We start from the raw sequence: 16,638 nt of genomic DNA on the forward strand, positions 1-16,638 counted from the left end.
AACGTTCTCGGTCAGCTTCCACAGGATCCACGAGACGGCGGCGCCGGTCTCATGGCCTGAGGCCGACAGCCCGCCCCGCAACGTTCGGCACCGGTCCCCACGAGGGGAGGGACCGGAGCCGAACCACGCGGGGCGCGGGGCGGGAGCGCGCCGGGAACTGGCAGGAGCGCTGGGGCGGGGGCACGGGGCAGGAGGACGGGGCAGGATCAGGCGCCGGTGCCCGCCCGGGAGCCGTTCGCCGTCGGGGAACCTTCTCGTCCGGCTCGGGCGCACCTGCCCGGTGACGGCGTGATCTTCACAGGACTTCCCGATACGAGTTCGGGACCCGGGCGTGGCTTCTGCCTGCCGGAGCCGCCCACGACGAGGGCCCCGCCACCGGGCGCACCCGGGTCGCCCCGCCCAGTGTGCTCGGCTGTGTTTGCCAATCGAAACGTTCTACCCGAGTCGCCGTCGGGCCAGCCGTCTCCGGGACGTGCGCCTGCAGAACTTGCAGAACCTGCAGAACCCGTGTGCCGACCGGTCCGCGTTCCTGGCGACCCTCCCCACCAACAAGCAAGACGCTCGTGCCGATAGGGGCCCCACGCGCCAGGCCGCACCCCGCATGAGCCAGGTGGCCACTCGGAGGATAGATTCCCCCATCCAGCCTTGGGCAGGCTTCCGGCCTCGTCGCGGTGCGCGCGCAGGGACGGTCCGGTGCCCGCCCACCCTCCCGTGTCCCCGTCACGGGAGAAAACGCCGGCCGCACTCAGGCCGGCGCTTCCCGCTGCCCCCCAAACCGCAGACGTGTTCACAGATGAGGAAGCCGTGCAACTACCCACCCGTGGTGACACGTTCGGTATATGTGCCGCGATAGCGGCCTCCACGCTCGTCCTTGCGACGGCGTCTCCCGCCTCCGCGCACACCCCGCGTTCCTACGCCACCACCCGTACGGTGCCGACCGTGTCCAGCCCCGTCAGCGCGTCCCCCGCCCGCACCACGACCGCGCACGACGCGAGCCCGGCAGAAGCATGGACGAGTGCGGCGGCCGAGAAGTTCTGGACCCCCCAGCGGATGGCCCAGGCCACCCCGGACAGCCCCCGCGGCGGGGCCCCGGCCGGCTGGAGACCCGCATCCACCGTCAACGGGGCGGCTGCGGCTAGGAACGGCAGCTACTTCGCGGGTGTCCCCACGGTAGGAACGTTTTTCCACTACGTGACGGACCCGGCCACCGACAAGCTCATGGGACGTTTCTGCTCCGCGAGCGTCGTCGACAGCCCGCAGGGCAACGTCATCCTGACCGCCGCGCACTGCTCCGGCGGCTCCAAGGGCATGTTCGTGCCCCGCTACGACGGCGCCGCGACGAACCCCGCGCCCTACGGCCGGTTCGCGGTCCAGCGGTGGATCCGCGACGCACGCTGGTACCAGGCCGACGGCCACCCCACCCGCGATGCCTACTCCGACTTCGACTACGCCTTCGCTCGGGTCGCCGACAACAAGCGAGGCCAGAATGTGCAGAAGGCTGTCGGCGCAGCGCTCAAGCTCGGCAAGGTGAACGGCCAGTACAAGCAGAACGTCACCGTCATCGGCTACCCCGGCAGCCACAACCCGAAGAACCGGCCCTTCATCTGCGCCGGTATCGGCACCCGCCAGTTGCCCGGCTACCACCAGATGCGCATGGACTGCGGCGGCTTCTACGGGGGCACCTCCGGAAGCCCCTGGATCACCGGCCTGAACGAGAGGACCGGCAGCGGAACCGTCATCGGCAACCTCGGCGGCTACTTCGGCGGCGGCCTGGAGAACAACAGCGACCGCATCTCGTTCGCCGCCACGTACGACCAGCGGGCCTTCGAGATCTACGATGCCGCGAAGAGGAACACCACCCCCCGCCAGTACCCGCGCGGTTACAGCATGTACCCCACCGGCGGAGGCGTGTGGCAGCACGCCATGAAGACCGCCTCCGGTGACTACACCGGCGACGGCAGGACCGACATGATCGCCATCTGGTCGGACGGCGAAGTCACCCTGTACATCGGAAACGGCAACGGCGGCTTCTCCGGCGAACGCCGGATCGCGAAGTCCTCGACCTGGACCCACGCCAAGACCATCGCCGGCGGAGACTTCAACGGCGACAACGTCTCCGACCTCATGGTGGTCTGGTCGGACGGCGAAGTCACCCTCTACACCGGAGACGGCAACGGCGGCTTCGCCAACGAAACCCAGATGGCAAAGCCCGGCAGCACCTGGAAGGACGCCGTCCAGATCACCGCCGGCCGCTACAGCGCCAACCAGTGGACCGACGACCTCATGGTCCGCTGGGCCGACGGCGAAACCACCCTCTACACCGATGTCGACAGCCGCGGATTCCTCCACGAGAACAAGCTGAAGTCCCCTAACGACACCTGGCGCCACGCCACCGTCCTCGCCGCGGGAAACTTCACCGGAGGCGCCAACTGGGACGTCATCGTCCGCTGGTCCGACGGCGAACTGACCCTCTACCGCGACTCCTCCGCCTCCGGCGTGGGAACGGAGATCAAGCTGAAGTCCTCTAACAAGCTGTGGACCCACGCCACCGTCATGACCGCCGGCGCCTACACACCCGGGGACCCCAACGACCTGCTCGTGCGCTGGTCCGACGGCGAGACCACCCTCTACACCGACACCACGACGACCCTCGGCCGCGAACACGTACTCGTCCCGCCGAAGGCCAGCTGATCACCGTCCAGGAAGGCGAGGCAGCACCGATGTACCTGCGCGTAGCCGGCATCGTCCTCACCGCGACCGCCCTCGGTCTGGCAACTGCCCCCGGAGCCCACGCAGCCGATGATCCGGGCCTCGCCGTCAGCCTCGCCCCCACAGACAGCGACAGCACCCCCGACGGGCCCCTCCAGCCGGGCGCGCCCGTCGAGGTCACCTCAGGCGTTGACCTGACGTCCCTGGCCGTGGGTGACAACGGCGGCTTCACAGTGACCTCTGGGGCGTTCGCGCACCCCGTCAAGGTGACCATGCAGAAGAACAGCTACGGCCAGGGCGAAGGCGCGATCCGTTGCGGCATCAAGCCGGGCAGCTATCCCGTCGACATCGCCGGACACCACGAAGGATCCGGGCTCACCGCGAAGCAGACGCATACGACCATCACCATCGCCGGGGGCGGCTCGCACTGCGATCAGGCATCCGGATCGTCCGCGAAGAGCACCACCACCCTCGCGGCCGTCGGCGGCGGCGCCGTCCTGGCGGTCGGAGCATTCGCCGTCGCCCGGCACCGGCGCAGCAAGAAACAGCGAGGCTAGCTGCTCTTGGCTTTCTGGGACTCCGGAGGTCTCCTGGCGTGGTGCTGCCGGCGACGGGAGGCTCGCTGGCGCGGAGGGCGGGTCAGCGTGATCTGACGGACCAGTTGTTGGAAGCAGGCCAGGGAGGCGACGGCCGGCAAGGCGGCCGCGGCGACACTCGTGAACGTCCTCTCGGCCTCGGCCATACAGAGGATCATCGCGAGGGAGGAAAACAGCAGAACGACGAACCAGGAGTGCACGGCACGGCGTTGGTGCAGGGCGGTCCGCAGGATGGACAGTGAGGCCACCATCCAGGGGCCATAGATCAGAAGAGGCCAGGCGTAAGTCGTGGCGCCCCGTGCACCCGGCGCGACGTGCTGCAGAGGTGAGTAGGCCACCATTCCGCCGAAGACGCTCACCATCGACACGATGGCGGCCGCCAAGGCGGCGATCACGAAGCTGACAGTCTGCAGCCACGTGAAGCGCAGTTTGCGAGAACGTACCTTCCGATGCCCGGCAGAGAAGCGCCGGATGGGTGGCAACTCAGCAGTGAGTTGTACCAGGTTGTCCATCGCATCGTCGGCGTCGGCGCCAGAGGACGGCTTGCTACGAGGGGGCCGGGCGGCAGCCCCCTGCTCTGCCGTCGCGACATCCTGCAAAAGGTGGGTGAGTTCCTCGACCGGGTCCCAGTTCTCCTGCGGGGGTGACATCGAACGCAGCGTGTCGGAAGCGCCCCTATGCCAATCGGTCGACTGTTCGTCGGTGTACGTACCGGGATACCGACTTTGCGGGGCGAACCAATGATCCGGATAATCGTGATTCACGAAATCCACCCCTCGTTACGCGCGGGATGCGTGGCAATCGGAACGCCCCTGACTGTTCCAACGCCGGCTGAGTTCCTCCTGGGTCGTATCCAGCAGGGTCAGGAGGTCACTGAGCAGCGGCTCAGTGACCCGCAGTTCGACCTTCGCACCGTCTACATGCAGGGTGCCGCGGGCATCGGGCGATGAGTACGCCGCGGCGGGCGTGAAGATGTATCGCCCTACCACCACAGCACGGGTCGCGGGAAGATTCTCTGCCGTCGCTCCCGAGTGGGGCGAGGGAAAGAGCCTTGCTTTCGTCATAGTCCGCTAACGCATGCCGCGCTTCTCCAGATGCGCGGCAAACGAGTGAGGCAATTTGGTGAAATTTTTAGAGAGGGAATTAATAATTAGAGCCAACCGGGCTGCGTTCAATGGCTAAAGAGTCGAAAGGTTTGTCCTTTGAGCTTTTTTCGGAAAGAAGGAACAGCTCGCCGCTCACGGATGGGGCCCGGCGGCATCTTCAGGGGACTTCGGGCTCGGCCGTCGCGGCATCGCTCAGTCGATCACGATCGGCGACCGCGAGCGCCACATCGAGAAGGATCCTTCCGGGATCGTGCAGCGCACAGACCCCGGCGCCACAGCGAGGGCTTCGGTCGGTCCCTGTTTGGCCCCCGAGCACGACAGAGGGCCAATCGCGATCACGCGATTGGCCCTCTGACTGGCGTCGGGGTGGCGGGATTTGAACCCACGACCTCTTCGTCCCGAACGCGATAGGGCTCTCTGTGGCCTTGGCTTGGTGGTGCTGACCTGTTGGTTTGGCTCCGGGATAGTCCACCATCGTCCAGGACCGTCTTGACTCGGTCGCTTCGTTTGGCCCCCTGTTTGGCCCCCGGACATCCGCTCTCGGGGCAGTTCGTGGCTAGGAGCTGGCTCCAGTGGACTTCTCACGCTGTGGCCGATTGCCCCTGCATCTCGACGGCATGTTCAGGCGCCGTAGCCACGACCCAGCGGCTGGTTGGCATGAGTGCAAGGTCTAAACCTCGACGACAGACTCCCGTCTACAAGCGCAAGGGGTTATAGTATGGCCTTCGTCACGTCTGGGGGGACTGTATGGCGTCAAGTGGTGCGCGCGGAACCAACTTCAGCATCGGCGGAGAACAGGCCGAGGCCGATCCGCTTTTGATGGAAGCCTTCTATGAATCCGATGATTACAGGACAGTGTCATCGCGGGAAGATCCTCGTTGTTTCGTCATTGCACGCACCGGTGGAGGCAAATCCGCCCTTCTGCAGCGACTAGAAGAAGAACATCCCGACCACGTCGTAAGGGTGGCCCCTGAGGACCTTTCACTGGGCTACATTACGAGTCTTGGCGTGATGCGGTATTTGGATGAGTTGGATGTCAGCCTTGACCCCCTTTTCATTGCGCTTTGGAAGCATGTTCTGCTCGTCGAACTGATACGTCATAGGTACAAGGTCGATTCCTATGCAGCCAAAATGAACTTCCTTACGACGCTGCGAGAGAAGATCAAAAGAGATCCCGGAAAACGCGTTGCGCTCGACTACTTGGAGGACTTCCAAGATCGATTCTGGGTGGAAGCGGATGAGCGTGTTCGGGAGATCACAGAAAAATTCGAAGAAAAAATAAATAGCGAGACTAAAGGAACCTTCGGCCTAGCCAGCAATCAGGTGGCAAATGCGTCAGCCACCGTAGGGTCGGGGACTGCGGACACTTTCGCCACCGAAACCCGTCGGGAACTCACGGAGCGATTTCAGCGCATCGTCAATGAAACTCAGATGGCGCGCCTAAACAAAATGATAAAGGTTCTCGACGAGGACATCCTCGACAGTCGTCAGAACTTCACCTACGTGGTCATTGACGACCTGGACCGTGACTGGGTGGATGAGAAAATATCGAATGCTCTAATCCGGTGCCTCTTCCGGGCCGTGCTTGACCTGCACCGCGTGAAGAACCTCAAAGTCATCGTCGCGCTCCGCACGAACATCTTCGAGAACCTAGACTTCGGGCACAGAACAGGTGGACAGGAAGAGAAATTCCGCTCCCTATCTCTCCATATGCGATGGGGCCCGGCAGAATTGCGCGACCTCGTCAGCAGCAGACTTCGCGTTGCGACAAAGAAGCACGGCGTACCAGTTAACTCCATATCCGACGTGCTTCCACGCGTCAACACCGCACGCGGTGACGCTTTTGATTACATGCTCGCCCGAACCCTGATGCGGCCGCGCGACATCATCGCCTTCGTGAATGAGACATTCGCGATATCTGCGGGCAGCGGCAGGACATCCTGGGAAGACATCAAAAACGCCGAGGACTCTTACTCGTACAAAAGACTCCTGGCGCTACGCGACGAATGGAAGATGACTTACCCTGACATTGACAGGGTCTTCGCGATATTTGCGGGAGCAGTAGTTCCAATGTCCAAGGAGGAATTCACGCGGCGCATTGACGACGCTGCTCTACTACTAGCTGATCCGTACTTTCGCGGCACAGAGTGGCTAGACTACATGACTTCAAACATGTGGAATAACCCGGCAGCAAGTTGGGTCGGCTGGTACGGTCCTCTACTCGCGCTCCTCTACAATATTGGATTCGTGGGGTGTACGACGGGTAGACAAAGCACCGTTCGCTATGTTCGCATGTTTCCCGACTTTGCGGAAAGAGTCAGTAACCTAGAAGCTGCAGACGGTTTCACAATCCACCCCGCATTCCAGGCTGCATTGGATGTAAGAGTGGATAGTCTCCGTCAGAGCGGCTGAGCACGGTGTGACTCTCTACGCTGCTATTGCCGTGCGGCATGGGCAATAAGCGACGCTGAATTTCGTGTTTTCTTTGATTTACCGAGGCATGAATCCGGGCTTCTGCTCAGCGAGCGAGTGAAGTCGTCCGAGGTAGTCCTGTGCCGCCGGTTCGGAGCTGTACCGGCGCCGCATCTCGGCAGCGAGTTCGCGGCTGGTCATGATGAGCGACGGCACCGACTGCCGGTCACCTTCGAGGGCCCGCTCGCCCATGATGAGTGCCTGCTCCAAGTCGCCTTCACGCGCCGCTGTGACGCCTAGCGTGACGCGGGCTTCAGCGTTGCGCATGGGCGAGCGCTCGATGCCGTCAAAGTCCGTTCCTGCCCTCAGCACCTCTTCGGCGAGTGTGCGCGCGAGCTTGTCCTCACCGACCAGGCGATAGCAGTCCATCGCGTAGAAGTCGAACTTGGCCGGGTCCACCACGAAGTGGTTGTCCAGGTTCTCGGGATACGGCATCCCTTCGAGCAACCGCCGCCCCTTGTCCAACGCCACTTCGACCTGCCGGCGGTCCCCGATCCGCGCCCACGCCTTGGCCTCCTGGGCTGCGAGCTGCACGGCCACGCCGTGGTGCTGCGCTGTCTCGGCTCCGGCCCGCGCCGCCGCGATGACGCCGCGGTAGTCGCCAGTCGTGAGAGCGAACCAGGCCCGCATCTCGTGTGCCCACCCGGCGACCTCCGCGTGGTCAGCCTCGGTCGCGAGCGAGAGCGCGGCCTGTCGCGTCGACTCGGCTGCGTGGCGGGCGCCTGTGTCGTACTCGACACAGCCGACCAGAAGCGCAAGCCAACCGGACAGTGCGAGAACTTCGCGGTGCTGCGCGAGCGTGAGGCTCTTCGTGTGTAGTTCTACGACACGACGAAGCCACTGCCGCCCCTCGATAAGGAGCTGTTCGCTCGGCATGAACGGGTATTCCGAGGCGAGCCGGTCCGCCGTGATCCGCAGTGCATCAAGCGTGGCGTTGTCGACGTCAGACCGGTTGAGGCGACTCACGATCTCCAGCGTCTCCATGCCGGACGCTGCCAGAATCTCCGTGTCTCCGTCCCGCCGGGAAGGCGCCGGGAAGAGTGCGTGCGTCACGGTGCCGAAAACGGCTGCGATGATCGGTTGATAGAAGTCGTTCGGCATCTGGCCTGACTCCCAGCGCTTCCACTGGCGAATCATGCTGTCTTCCGCGGGCAGCTCTGTAGGAGCGTGCCCCCGCAGCGCCCTTACGGCGTCACGCTGCGACCAGTCGCGGGCCGCCCGTTCGGCAGCGATGCGCCGCGCCCATGCGGGCCTGTCGTCGTTCATGCGCCCTCCTCCGAGTGCCTGCTCCGAGTCTCGCGCGCGAGCCGGGGGGACAGGGAAGGTGACAGGCGGGTGTCACCGGACATGTCCCCTCCTCCGATCTTCCGTCCCCTGGCTGTCACTTACCTCTCAACTCCCGTTCCCCGCATGCTGGTTGCAGATCACGTACCACCCGGCGCGGAGCGGCTTTCGAGCGCTTCGAGCCTGCCGCGAAGTTCCGAGACTTGGGAGGTGAGATGTTCGAGGCGACGCAGGACTTCGGGAAAGTCGATACCAGCGTCACCTTCGCTGGCTTCGGCGGCTTGCTGCGGATCGCGGGCGTAGCTGCCGCGCGACGTGGTCAGAATGAGCCCGTCCTCACGCAGGAGCGCAAGGGCTCGCTGCACCGTCATCCCCGAGATCTTGAACCGTGTGGCCAAGTCTCGCACGGAGCCCACGTGGGCCCCCGGCTTGATGTCGCCACACAAGATCTCTTGCCGCAGGATGTCGGCCGCCTGCTCGGACTCCGGTCTCGGGTCATCTTTCGAGATTTCAGCGCTCATCACGCCATCGAGCGTACCCACCACTAGTACGACCTAGCACGAATCTGTGGCGTCCACTTGCGCCGTGGTGCGTGCTAGTACATGCTGTTACATGGCAGCACGGTGAGCCCGGAAGGGCTTCACCGGCTGTGCCTCGCAAGTGCTTGACCTGCATGAACTGGTTCGGGATTGCCCGTATGACTGCCGCTCGCGGCGGTCGGAAGGCGACTTCGGTCGCACGCCGCGGGCCCCTTGCTGATCGTCCCTTGAGAACTGCATAGGTGGGCCCCGTCTCCCCGAGTCGAAAAGACGGCCGCGCGGCTGTGACCGCGCATGTCTCTCCGTTCCGCAACGCCCGTGTGGCGCTGCGGCTGGCTGCCTCCCTCGCCCGTCCGGCCGCTTGCGCGCCGTACGGGCGAGGGCGTGGGGAGCCGGAACACCCCTTCGTCTCTTGGGAGTTCGCGTGATTGCAACGCTCATTGCCGTGCTGGGCACGCTCGCCGGGACCGCGGTCGTCGCGTTCGTGCAGCACCTGACCACTATCCGCACCGCCCGCGCCGACGAGTCGGCATCCGGCCGCGTCACCGACCGCACCGGTGCGACATGCGCACTGATCTGGTGGCACCTCGGCCGCTGATCGGTTACCCGATCTTCCGTACTTCCGCCTCGATGGTCGCAGGCCGGGTTCGACTCCCGGTCGGGGCGCTTTCCCCTGCCGCACTGCGGTGTGGGGCTTCCGGAGTAGCTGTCGTCTCACCACGCGCCTACGGCTGCCCGGCTCGTATCCCTCCGACTGAGGAGCAGTAGTGAACCAGAACGACCTCAACGACATCGGTCGCCGCATCGGGTCGGCCGCGCTGGAGTTCGCCCCGAGCCACCGCCCGACCCCTGCTCAGATGGCCGACGCCGCCTCGGTCCTGCGCGACATGATCCAGGCGACCGAGATCCACGGCGTGACGTTCGCGGACTTCGACGCCGTTGCCCACTTCGCTCGGCTGGCCATTCAGCTCGTTCAGGCCCGCGACGAGAGCCGGTGACCGCCGTGGACGCTGCCACCTTCGCCGCTGTGTTCATCGCCCTGTACGTCGCCCACAGCGTGGGCGACCACTGGGTGCAGACCTCTCACCAGTCCGCACACAAGGGCCGCCCTGGCTGGGTCGGCCGCCTCGCCGACGCCCGGCACGTCGCCACCCTCACCGCCACCAAGGCCGTCGTCCTGCTGCCGGTCGTCTGGCTGCTGGACCTGCGCCTGTCCGTGCTCGGCATCGTCGCCGGGCTCGGCATCGACGCGGTCACACACTGGTGGGCTGACCGGCGCACCACGCTCGCGTGGCTGGCCAAGGTGACCGGCAAGGGCGAGTTCTACCGGCTCGGCACCCCGCGCACCGGCCACGACGACAACCCGCACATCGGCACCGGCGCGTACGCGCTTGACCAGTCCTTCCACCATCTTTGGCTTCTGGTCGCCGCGCTCATCATCGCCACCGTCTGACCCGCATCACCGCCCCGGCATCCCGCCGTGAGGGCGCCGGATCGAATCCGGCCCGGGGCACTTTCCCTCGCCGCGCTGCGGCTCGGGATCTTCCGGAGCAACCGCCGTCTCACCAACACGCCTGCGGCTGCTCCGGCTCTCAGTCCCTCCCACTTCAGGAGCTTTCATGCGTACGTACATTGGCCGCCAACAGGCCATCTCTGCCCAGGACTTCGCGGAACTCGCGCTCGGCACCCCGGTTGAGCTGTGGCTCGGGGTCGCGGGCGAGACGGACGAAGAGCGCGCGGCTCGCGAGGACGCGGCGCGCGACATCCTCGCCGACAACCCCGAGCTTCCCGACGACCTGGTCCGCATCGCCGCGCAGGTCATTGAGGAGAACCCGGACCTGTTCGACGTCGTCCCCCTGGTCCGTCCCGCCCGGCGTCGCACGGCGCGCAAGGGGGTTGCGGCATGACCACCGTCCCCGCCCCCGAGGCGCCCGCGCCCGGTGTGCCGCCGCTGACCCGCCCGGAGCTGGGACTTGCCGGAGTCGGCGCGTTCGCTGCTGCCGCGGTCGGCGCGCTGGGTCTGATTTCCTCCTTCGACGCGGTGTCCGCCGCCGCGGTGAGCTGGGGCTTCCACTCGCCGTGGATGCTGCCGGTCGGTATCGACGTGGCCATCCCGGTGTTCACCGTCGCCAACCTGCTGCTGATCCGCATGGATATGGCGCTCGCGTGGGTGCGGTTCGTGCCATGGCTGCTGACGCTGATCACGTGCGGGCTGAATATCGCGGCCGGACACTCCCTGTCCGCCAAGGTCGCACACGGCACCATGCCGCTGCTGTGGGTCGTGTTCTCCGAGATCGGCGCGCACGTCTACGCGGTCCGCATCGGCGCGGCGACCGGTCGCCGGATGGAGAAGATCCGGTTCTCCCGCTGGCTGCTTGCCTTTCCCTCCACCTTCGCGCTGTGGCGTCGCATGACGCTGTGGGAGGTCACCTCCTACAGCGAGGCACTGGCGCGGGAGAAGGAACGGCAGTTGGCCCGCGCGGACCTGCGCGAGCAGTACGGCCGCAAGTGGCGGTCCAAGACCCCGCGCCGCGAGCGCGTGATGCTGCGCATGGGCGACCTCGCCCCCGCCACCGAAGAGACCACCCCCGCCCCGGCAAAGCCGCCAGCGCCCGCGGCCGACCCCAAGCCGCGCCCGCGCCGGCAGCCCGCCACCAAGGCCAAGGCGAAGGCACAGCGCACCTTCGAGGAACTGCTGACCGAGGCGCGCACGGTCACCGCGGAATGGACGGAGACGGTGCTGACCGCGGACCGCATCCGCAACGCAGTGCACTGCTCGGCAACCAACGCCCGTGCGCTGCGCGAATCGTTGAAGGCAGAGCGCGCCGACAGCCGCGCCGTGCACTCCGTAGAGGCCCCCGACGCCGCATTGACCGGCGAAGGGGTGGCCGCCTGATGGCCGCGTACGGCAAGTGCTTCGACCCGTCCGGCGTCCAGTTCGGAGTGCCCACGTTCCCTTGGCGGTTCGCCCCGGACGGTTATGCCACCCGTCGGCAATTGCGGGCGCGCGGGTTACGGCCCGGCGGTCAGCCGGTCGCCGCTCAGGTGATGCGCCGCCACCGGGGCCGCAAGGCGGGAGTGCAGGTCGCCTACCTCTACCTCATCGACCTGGCCAAGCCCGTGCGGCCGATGACTTCCCGCAGATGCGGTGCGCTCGCGCTGGCGATGCTCGCTCGCCGCACCTGCCCCGAGTGTCAGGTCATCTACGACTACTGCCTGCCGACCTCGCTCGGCATGTGCGTGCTGTGCGCCTACCCCGACACCACCACCCCCGCCACCACGAACGCCAACCACGCGTCCATGAGGAGGGATTGACCATGGCCAAGCCCAACACGAACCGCCTGGACCGCGAGATCCGGATCACCACCCGCAAACTCGAAGCGGTCCGCAAGGAGGAGATGTGGCCGCTGACCGGACAGGAGAGGCGGGCGGTGTTGAGGGCGCTCGCTGGAGGCTCGTACAAGGTCGCCCGAGGCAAGAGCACCGGCCGCGCGGAACGGAAGCTGGAGACGCTGTGGCAGTCGGTGCTGACCCGGCTCACCGCGGAACTGACCGCGTTGCAGACGGAGCGGCAGCGGATCGTGGGCGAGGCAGCCGCCGCCAAGGCCGCCAAGAAGTCCTCGGGGTGGTGGTGACCATGGCCGCACAGCAGACGCCTCCGGGTGAGTGCCCGCAGTGCTGGCAGCACGCCCACGACCGGCGCATCCATCGCAAGCTCCGTCCCCGCGAGGACTGCCAGCCGTGCCTGGACCACATGCACAACGGCTGCCCCTACCTCGTGCCCAAGAAGAAGTCGAGCTGGTGGTGACCCGGCACGAGCGTGCCGCTGAACGCCGCCTCACCTCTGGGCTAGGACGTAACCCACTACTTGGCCCCGGTTACTCGTCACCGAGTAATGGGCTTTGTCCCTGGTGCCGAGTTGTGCCACGCGAAACGCTCACCTTGCACCCAAGCACAGGGCCCGGCCTTGCCCGCCAAGACAGCGGCCGGGCCCCTGCTCATCCCCTCCCGAGGAAGGAACGTCTCAAGTGAACCAGCCCGACGACAACGAACTGTTCAACCGGCTCGAAGCCGAGATGTCGGCCGACTCCGGCGCCGAGGTAGTCGACCTCGGCAAGGCCCGATCCGCCCGCACCGGGTCGCCCGCCCCGACTCCCGACCCGGTGCCCGACTCCCGCCCGATCGAGTCGGCCGACTTCGACGATGAGGAGTCGGCCGACTCGGTCGCCCGACCGGTCGACCGGCCCAACCTTCCGGCGCCGGGTATCACCACCTACAAGCGTCGGCCGATCCTGCCGAGTTGGCTCACCTCCAAGCCGGGGTTCGTGGCCACCACGCAGTGGGCGACCGCCAACGCCTTCTACGCCACCGCCTTCCACGGCATCCGCACCCCCTGGTACGCCCTCCAGCTCACCCTCAACTCGCCGCGCGGTGCGGCCCGTTTCGTGCGGGACACCAACCGGTGGGTGTGGGACGCGGAGGGTGCTCCGCTGCGCGAGTACGAGGTGCGCCGGGAGAACACCGCCGAGTACCTGAAGCTGTCGCGGCAGCGGGACGGGCGGGTGCGGCTGCGCGTGCTGGTCACCACGGTGGCGCTCGTCTTCGGCGCCGCCTTCGCGCTGACCCTGTACGTCATGGCCCCCGGTTGGCTCGCGGTCCTAGCTTCCGCCGCGGTGCTGGTGGCCGGATTCTGGGGCGCCCCGCAGGACCATCCCGTGATCGGGCCCGCGGTCCTGAAGACCGAGATCCAGAAGCTCACCGGACCGATCGTGCTGCGCGCCCTGGACAACATCGGCAACCCGAAACTGACCGCCGCCATCAAAAAGGGCGGCGACATGAACGGGATGCGCTTCACCTCCGAGATCACCCGCGATGGCCCCGGCTACCGCGCCGACCTTGACCTTCCCTGGGGTGTGACCCCGGAGGACATCATGGAGGCCCGCAAGCCGCTGGCGTCCGGGCTGCGCCGCAAGGTCGGCTGCGTGTGGCCCTCAGCCGACCCGACCGAGCACGAGGGACGGCTGATCCTATGGGTGGGCGACAAGCCCATGAACGAGACCACCAAGCCCGCCTGGCCGCTGCTGAAGTCCGGCAGCGTGGACCTGTTCAAGCCGGTCGTGTTCGGCAACGACCAGCGCATGGGCGACGTGGCCGTGACCCTCATGTTCGCGAGCGTGGTGGTCGGCTCCATCCCGCGCATGGGCAAGACGTTCCTGATGCGGCTGTTCCTGCTCATCGCTGCATTGGACCCGCGCGCCGCGCTGTACGCGTTCGACTTCAAGGGCACCGGCGACTTCGGCGCCCTGGAGCCGGTCTGCCACCGCTACCGGGCCGGAGACGAGGACGAAGACATCCTCTACGTCCTGGAATCGCTGCGGGAGCTGCGGGCGGAGCTGCGCCGCAGGGCGAAGGTCATCAAGTCCCTGCCGCGCTCGCGCTGCCCGGAATCCAAGGTGACCCCGGAGCTGGCGAACGACAAGTCCCTCGGTCTGCACCCGATCGTCGCCGGATTCGATGAGTGCCAGGTCCCCTTCGAGCACGAGAAGTACGGCGCGGAAATCGAAGAGATCGCCACCGACCTGGGCAAACGCGGCCCGGCCCTGGGCATGGTGACCCTGTTCGGCACCCAGCGCCCGGACGCCAAGTCGCTGCCCACCGGCATCTCAGCCAACGCCGTGCTGCGGTTCTGCCTCAAGGTCATGGGCCAGCCCGCCAACGACATGGTGCTCGGCACGTCGATGTACAAGGCGGGGTACCGGGCCACCATGTTCTCCCGCTCCGACCGCGGCATTTGCTGGATGGCCGGTGAGGGCGACGACCCCCGCATCGTGGCGAGCGCGTTCGTCGACGCGGTCGGCGCCGAGCAGGTCGTCGCCCGGGCCCGCAAGATGCGCGAGGCGTACGGCAACATCACCGGCCACGCCATCGGCGAGACGCCCGACAGCGGTGAGGCCGCCTTCGACCTGCTCGCCGACATCCTCAAGGTCGTGCCGGCCGATGAGGACAAGGTGTGGAACGAGAAGGTCGCCGTCCGGCTCGCCACGCTGCGGCCGGAGGTCTACGGCGGCTGGAAGGCCGAGACGGTGACCACGAACCTGCGCCCGCACGGCATCGCCGCGCAGGACGTGTGGGGCACCACCGACAAGGGCAAGGGCACCACCCGCCGCGGCATCGCCCGCGCCGACATCACCACCGCCATCACCCAACGTGACGGAAAGTGGTCCGGGGGCTGACCGCGCACGGGTGCTAGGTCTAGCAGCCTCCGCTGCTAGACCTAGCACCCCCGCTAGCACCCCAAACCGGCTCTGATCAGCAACCTCGCACCTAGCATCCGACCTGCGAGAACGCCGGAAACCCCGCCTGGGAGGCATCCGATGACCCTCGTTCTCCTTGCTAGCGCCTGCCTACTCGCCGTCACTCTCGGTTACGCGAGTCTGTGTCGGACGAGTCCGTACGGCGACTGCCGCAAGTGCCGCGGCTTCGGCTTCGCGATGAAGACCGACCGCAAGGGCCGCCTCAAGCGCGGCAAGGACTGCCGCCGCTGCAAGGGCCACGGCAAGCGCATACGCGTCGGCCGTCACCTCTACAACCTCTGGCTGCACGTCTACCGCGACGGCAGCGACACCCCCGCCAAGACACCTCCTGCGAAGGGATAACCCGATGGCCGTCACCGTCTCCCTGGTCGCCCTGTTCGGCCTGGTCCTGTTCTTCCTGCTGCGCTCCCACAGCCTCGGCTACGGCTCCGCGTTCGTCGCCGTGATGTTCGGCTTCTACCTCGCCTCCACCGGCGCCTCCGGCCCCGTGAACGAGCTGACCGCCGCCGTCGTCGACGCCCTCGGCAAGATCTAGGAGACCAGCCATGAACGAACCCATCGTGGCCCGCCACTGGCTGGCCATCGCGGCGCCCAAGGCCGCACCCGCCATCGCCACCACGACCGTGCTCGCGCTGGCCCGGATCTGGAACGCCAACGGCGCCGAACACTCCGTCGGCAACGCCGCGTTGATGACCGTGCTGTCCGCCGGTGCCGCCGCCGCGGGGGTCTGTGCGGGCAGCCACACCGCAGACAGCACCCTCGTCGGGACCGCGTTCGCCGCCTCCGGCGCGCTCGCCTTCGCGGGCGTGGCCGGATACGCCGACGGGCTCCCGCTGCCGCTGCTGCTGTGGTCGCTGGCCACCGCGGGCGCCTACGGGCTCGCCGCCCGCTACTGGCGCACCGACCGCCGCGAGACGGTGGCGTACGAGCGGCAGACGAGCGAGCGGCGCGAGGAACAAGCGCACATCGAACGCGTCGAAACCCTCCGCGCCACCACACAGATCGAAGTGGCCCGCACCGGCGCCGCCTACGCCGAACAGCTCGCACAGGCACTCGTTACCCGCGCCATGCTGCCCGGCTTCGACCCCACCGCCCTGGAACGCGCAGGCCTGCCCGAACTCCCCACCGATGAGAGGAAGTCCGCATGACTCGCAAGACCGACCCGATTGAACACCCGCGCAAGGCCGCTGAGGCGGTGCGTGCCTTCAACCACGCCACTCTGCCCGCCCGCGACGCGCGCCCCGGCATCGCCTACCCGGGCACCACGTACCGCGCCATCGGCGCCTTCACCTCGCTCGCCCACCGGCTGCCGCAGTCCTTCGACCACATCGGCATGGACCTGGCCGACCTCCACAAGGCCGGACACCTCACCGCCGATCACGGCACGCCCACCGAACAGGCTGCCGTGACCTGTGCGGCCCTGCGTGAGGCGGAGCGGCACGCGACCGCGATGGCCAAGGCCCTGGAACGCGCCCAAAGCGCCTCCGGCACCCTCGGCTACTCCGGTCCGATCGACGACTCCGACGACGACCAGTAGCTACGCCCGAGGCGGGCGCCGTCTCACCACAAGCCTGCGCCCGCCCCGGTTCTCCAGTCCCTCCAAGAGAGCAGGAGATAT

At 66.9% G+C, this 16,638-nt stretch carries 19 protein-coding genes; 16 read left to right on the plus strand and 3 right to left on the minus strand.

The features are described 5' to 3' along the window. Positions 1-939 precede the first annotated feature (939 nt). Together OG870_RS25530 and OG870_RS25535 are read left to right on the plus strand one after the other, a co-directional pair. The gene (locus tag OG870_RS25530) at positions 940-2,691 is read left to right on the plus strand and encodes an FG-GAP repeat domain-containing protein (RefSeq protein WP_266838993.1); all 1,752 of its coding nucleotides are present in this window, start codon (positions 940-942) and stop codon (positions 2,689-2,691) included. A 29-nt stretch (positions 2,692-2,720) separates the two neighbouring features. Further along, the gene (locus OG870_RS25535; RefSeq protein WP_266588917.1) at positions 2,721-3,266 is read left to right on the plus strand and encodes a hypothetical protein; all 546 of its coding nucleotides are present in this window, start codon (positions 2,721-2,723) and stop codon (positions 3,264-3,266) included. Here the strand turns inward: OG870_RS25535 and OG870_RS25540 are convergent. After that, positions 3,263-4,078, minus strand: coding sequence for a DUF2637 domain-containing protein (locus OG870_RS25540; RefSeq protein ID WP_405624656.1), 816 nt, complete (start codon positions 4,076-4,078; stop codon positions 3,263-3,265). The genes OG870_RS25535 and OG870_RS25540 overlap by 4 nt on opposite strands. Before the next feature lie 1,080 nt (positions 4,079-5,158). Here OG870_RS25540 and OG870_RS25545 point away from each other — a divergent pair. After that, positions 5,159-6,823 (plus strand): P-loop ATPase, Sll1717 family, encoded by a 1,665-nt coding sequence (locus OG870_RS25545; protein WP_327691491.1) that lies wholly within the window; start codon positions 5,159-5,161, stop codon positions 6,821-6,823. Positions 6,824-6,901: 78 nt separating this feature from the next. Here OG870_RS25545 and OG870_RS25550 read toward each other — a convergent pair whose 3' ends face one another. Next, positions 6,902-8,149, minus strand: a complete 1,248-nt coding sequence (locus OG870_RS25550) for an XRE family transcriptional regulator (RefSeq protein ID WP_327691493.1) — start codon at positions 8,147-8,149, stop codon at positions 6,902-6,904. 158 nt (positions 8,150-8,307) lie between these two features. Further along, positions 8,308-8,688: a GntR family transcriptional regulator gene (locus OG870_RS25555; protein WP_327691495.1), complete on the minus strand. Its 381-nt coding sequence runs from the start codon at positions 8,686-8,688 to the stop codon at positions 8,308-8,310. Positions 8,689-9,130: 442 nt separating this feature from the next. Here OG870_RS25555 and OG870_RS25560 point away from each other — a divergent pair, with 442 nt between their 5' ends. From OG870_RS25560 to OG870_RS25620, 13 genes are all read left to right on the plus strand, one after another. Beyond that, a complete protein-coding gene (locus OG870_RS25560; protein WP_327691496.1) occupies positions 9,131-9,304 on the plus strand; it encodes a hypothetical protein in 174 nt (57 codons plus the stop codon). A 169-nt stretch (positions 9,305-9,473) separates the two neighbouring features. Continuing rightward, positions 9,474-9,704 (plus strand): hypothetical protein, encoded by a 231-nt coding sequence (locus tag OG870_RS25565; RefSeq protein WP_327691497.1) that lies wholly within the window; start codon positions 9,474-9,476, stop codon positions 9,702-9,704. A 5-nt stretch (positions 9,705-9,709) separates the two neighbouring features. Next, on the plus strand, positions 9,710-10,159 hold the full coding sequence (locus OG870_RS25570) for a transcriptional regulator (RefSeq protein ID WP_327692332.1): 450 nt from the start codon (positions 9,710-9,712) through the stop codon (positions 10,157-10,159). A 166-nt stretch (positions 10,160-10,325) separates the two neighbouring features. Continuing rightward, positions 10,326-10,613 (plus strand): hypothetical protein, encoded by a 288-nt coding sequence (locus OG870_RS25575; RefSeq protein WP_327691498.1) that lies wholly within the window; start codon positions 10,326-10,328, stop codon positions 10,611-10,613. After that, positions 10,610-11,602 carry a DUF2637 domain-containing protein gene (locus tag OG870_RS25580; protein WP_327691499.1) on the plus strand — a complete coding sequence of 331 codons (993 nt, stop codon included), beginning with the start codon at positions 10,610-10,612 and terminating at the stop codon, positions 11,600-11,602. The genes OG870_RS25575 and OG870_RS25580 overlap by 4 nt, the downstream gene beginning before the upstream one ends. Then, positions 11,602-12,021, plus strand: coding sequence for an RRQRL motif-containing zinc-binding protein (locus tag OG870_RS25585; protein WP_327691501.1), 420 nt, complete (start codon positions 11,602-11,604; stop codon positions 12,019-12,021). The genes OG870_RS25580 and OG870_RS25585 overlap by 1 nt, the downstream gene beginning before the upstream one ends. A 2-nt stretch (positions 12,022-12,023) precedes the next feature. Next, positions 12,024-12,341: a hypothetical protein gene (locus OG870_RS25590; RefSeq protein WP_327691502.1), complete on the plus strand. Its 318-nt coding sequence runs from the start codon at positions 12,024-12,026 to the stop codon at positions 12,339-12,341. Positions 12,342-12,343: 2 nt separating this feature from the next. Continuing rightward, positions 12,344-12,514: a pRL2-8 gene (locus OG870_RS25595; protein WP_327691503.1), complete on the plus strand. Its 171-nt coding sequence runs from the start codon at positions 12,344-12,346 to the stop codon at positions 12,512-12,514. Positions 12,515-12,782: 268 nt separating this feature from the next. After that, complete coding sequence (locus OG870_RS25600; RefSeq protein WP_443063467.1) at positions 12,783-14,939, plus strand: cell division protein FtsK; 2,157 nt, start codon at positions 12,783-12,785, stop codon at positions 14,937-14,939. Between the two features lie 141 nt (positions 14,940-15,080). Then, complete coding sequence (locus tag OG870_RS25605) at positions 15,081-15,362, plus strand: hypothetical protein (RefSeq protein WP_327691505.1); 282 nt, start codon at positions 15,081-15,083, stop codon at positions 15,360-15,362. Between the two features lie 4 nt (positions 15,363-15,366). Further along, entirely contained in the window at positions 15,367-15,555 is a 189-nt protein-coding gene (locus OG870_RS25610; RefSeq protein WP_327691506.1) for a hypothetical protein, read from the plus strand. A 10-nt stretch (positions 15,556-15,565) separates the two neighbouring features. Continuing rightward, positions 15,566-16,168 carry a hypothetical protein gene (locus OG870_RS25615; RefSeq protein ID WP_327691507.1) on the plus strand — a complete coding sequence of 201 codons (603 nt, stop codon included), beginning with the start codon at positions 15,566-15,568 and terminating at the stop codon, positions 16,166-16,168. Continuing rightward, the gene (locus OG870_RS25620) at positions 16,165-16,557 is read left to right on the plus strand and encodes a hypothetical protein (protein WP_327691508.1); all 393 of its coding nucleotides are present in this window, start codon (positions 16,165-16,167) and stop codon (positions 16,555-16,557) included. Before OG870_RS25615 ends, OG870_RS25620 begins: the two co-directional genes overlap by 4 nt. Positions 16,558-16,638: the final 81 nt, after the last annotated feature.

This window comes from Streptomyces sp. NBC_00461 (genome assembly GCF_036013935.1).
Lineage (GTDB): Bacteria > Actinomycetota > Actinomycetes > Streptomycetales > Streptomycetaceae > Streptomyces.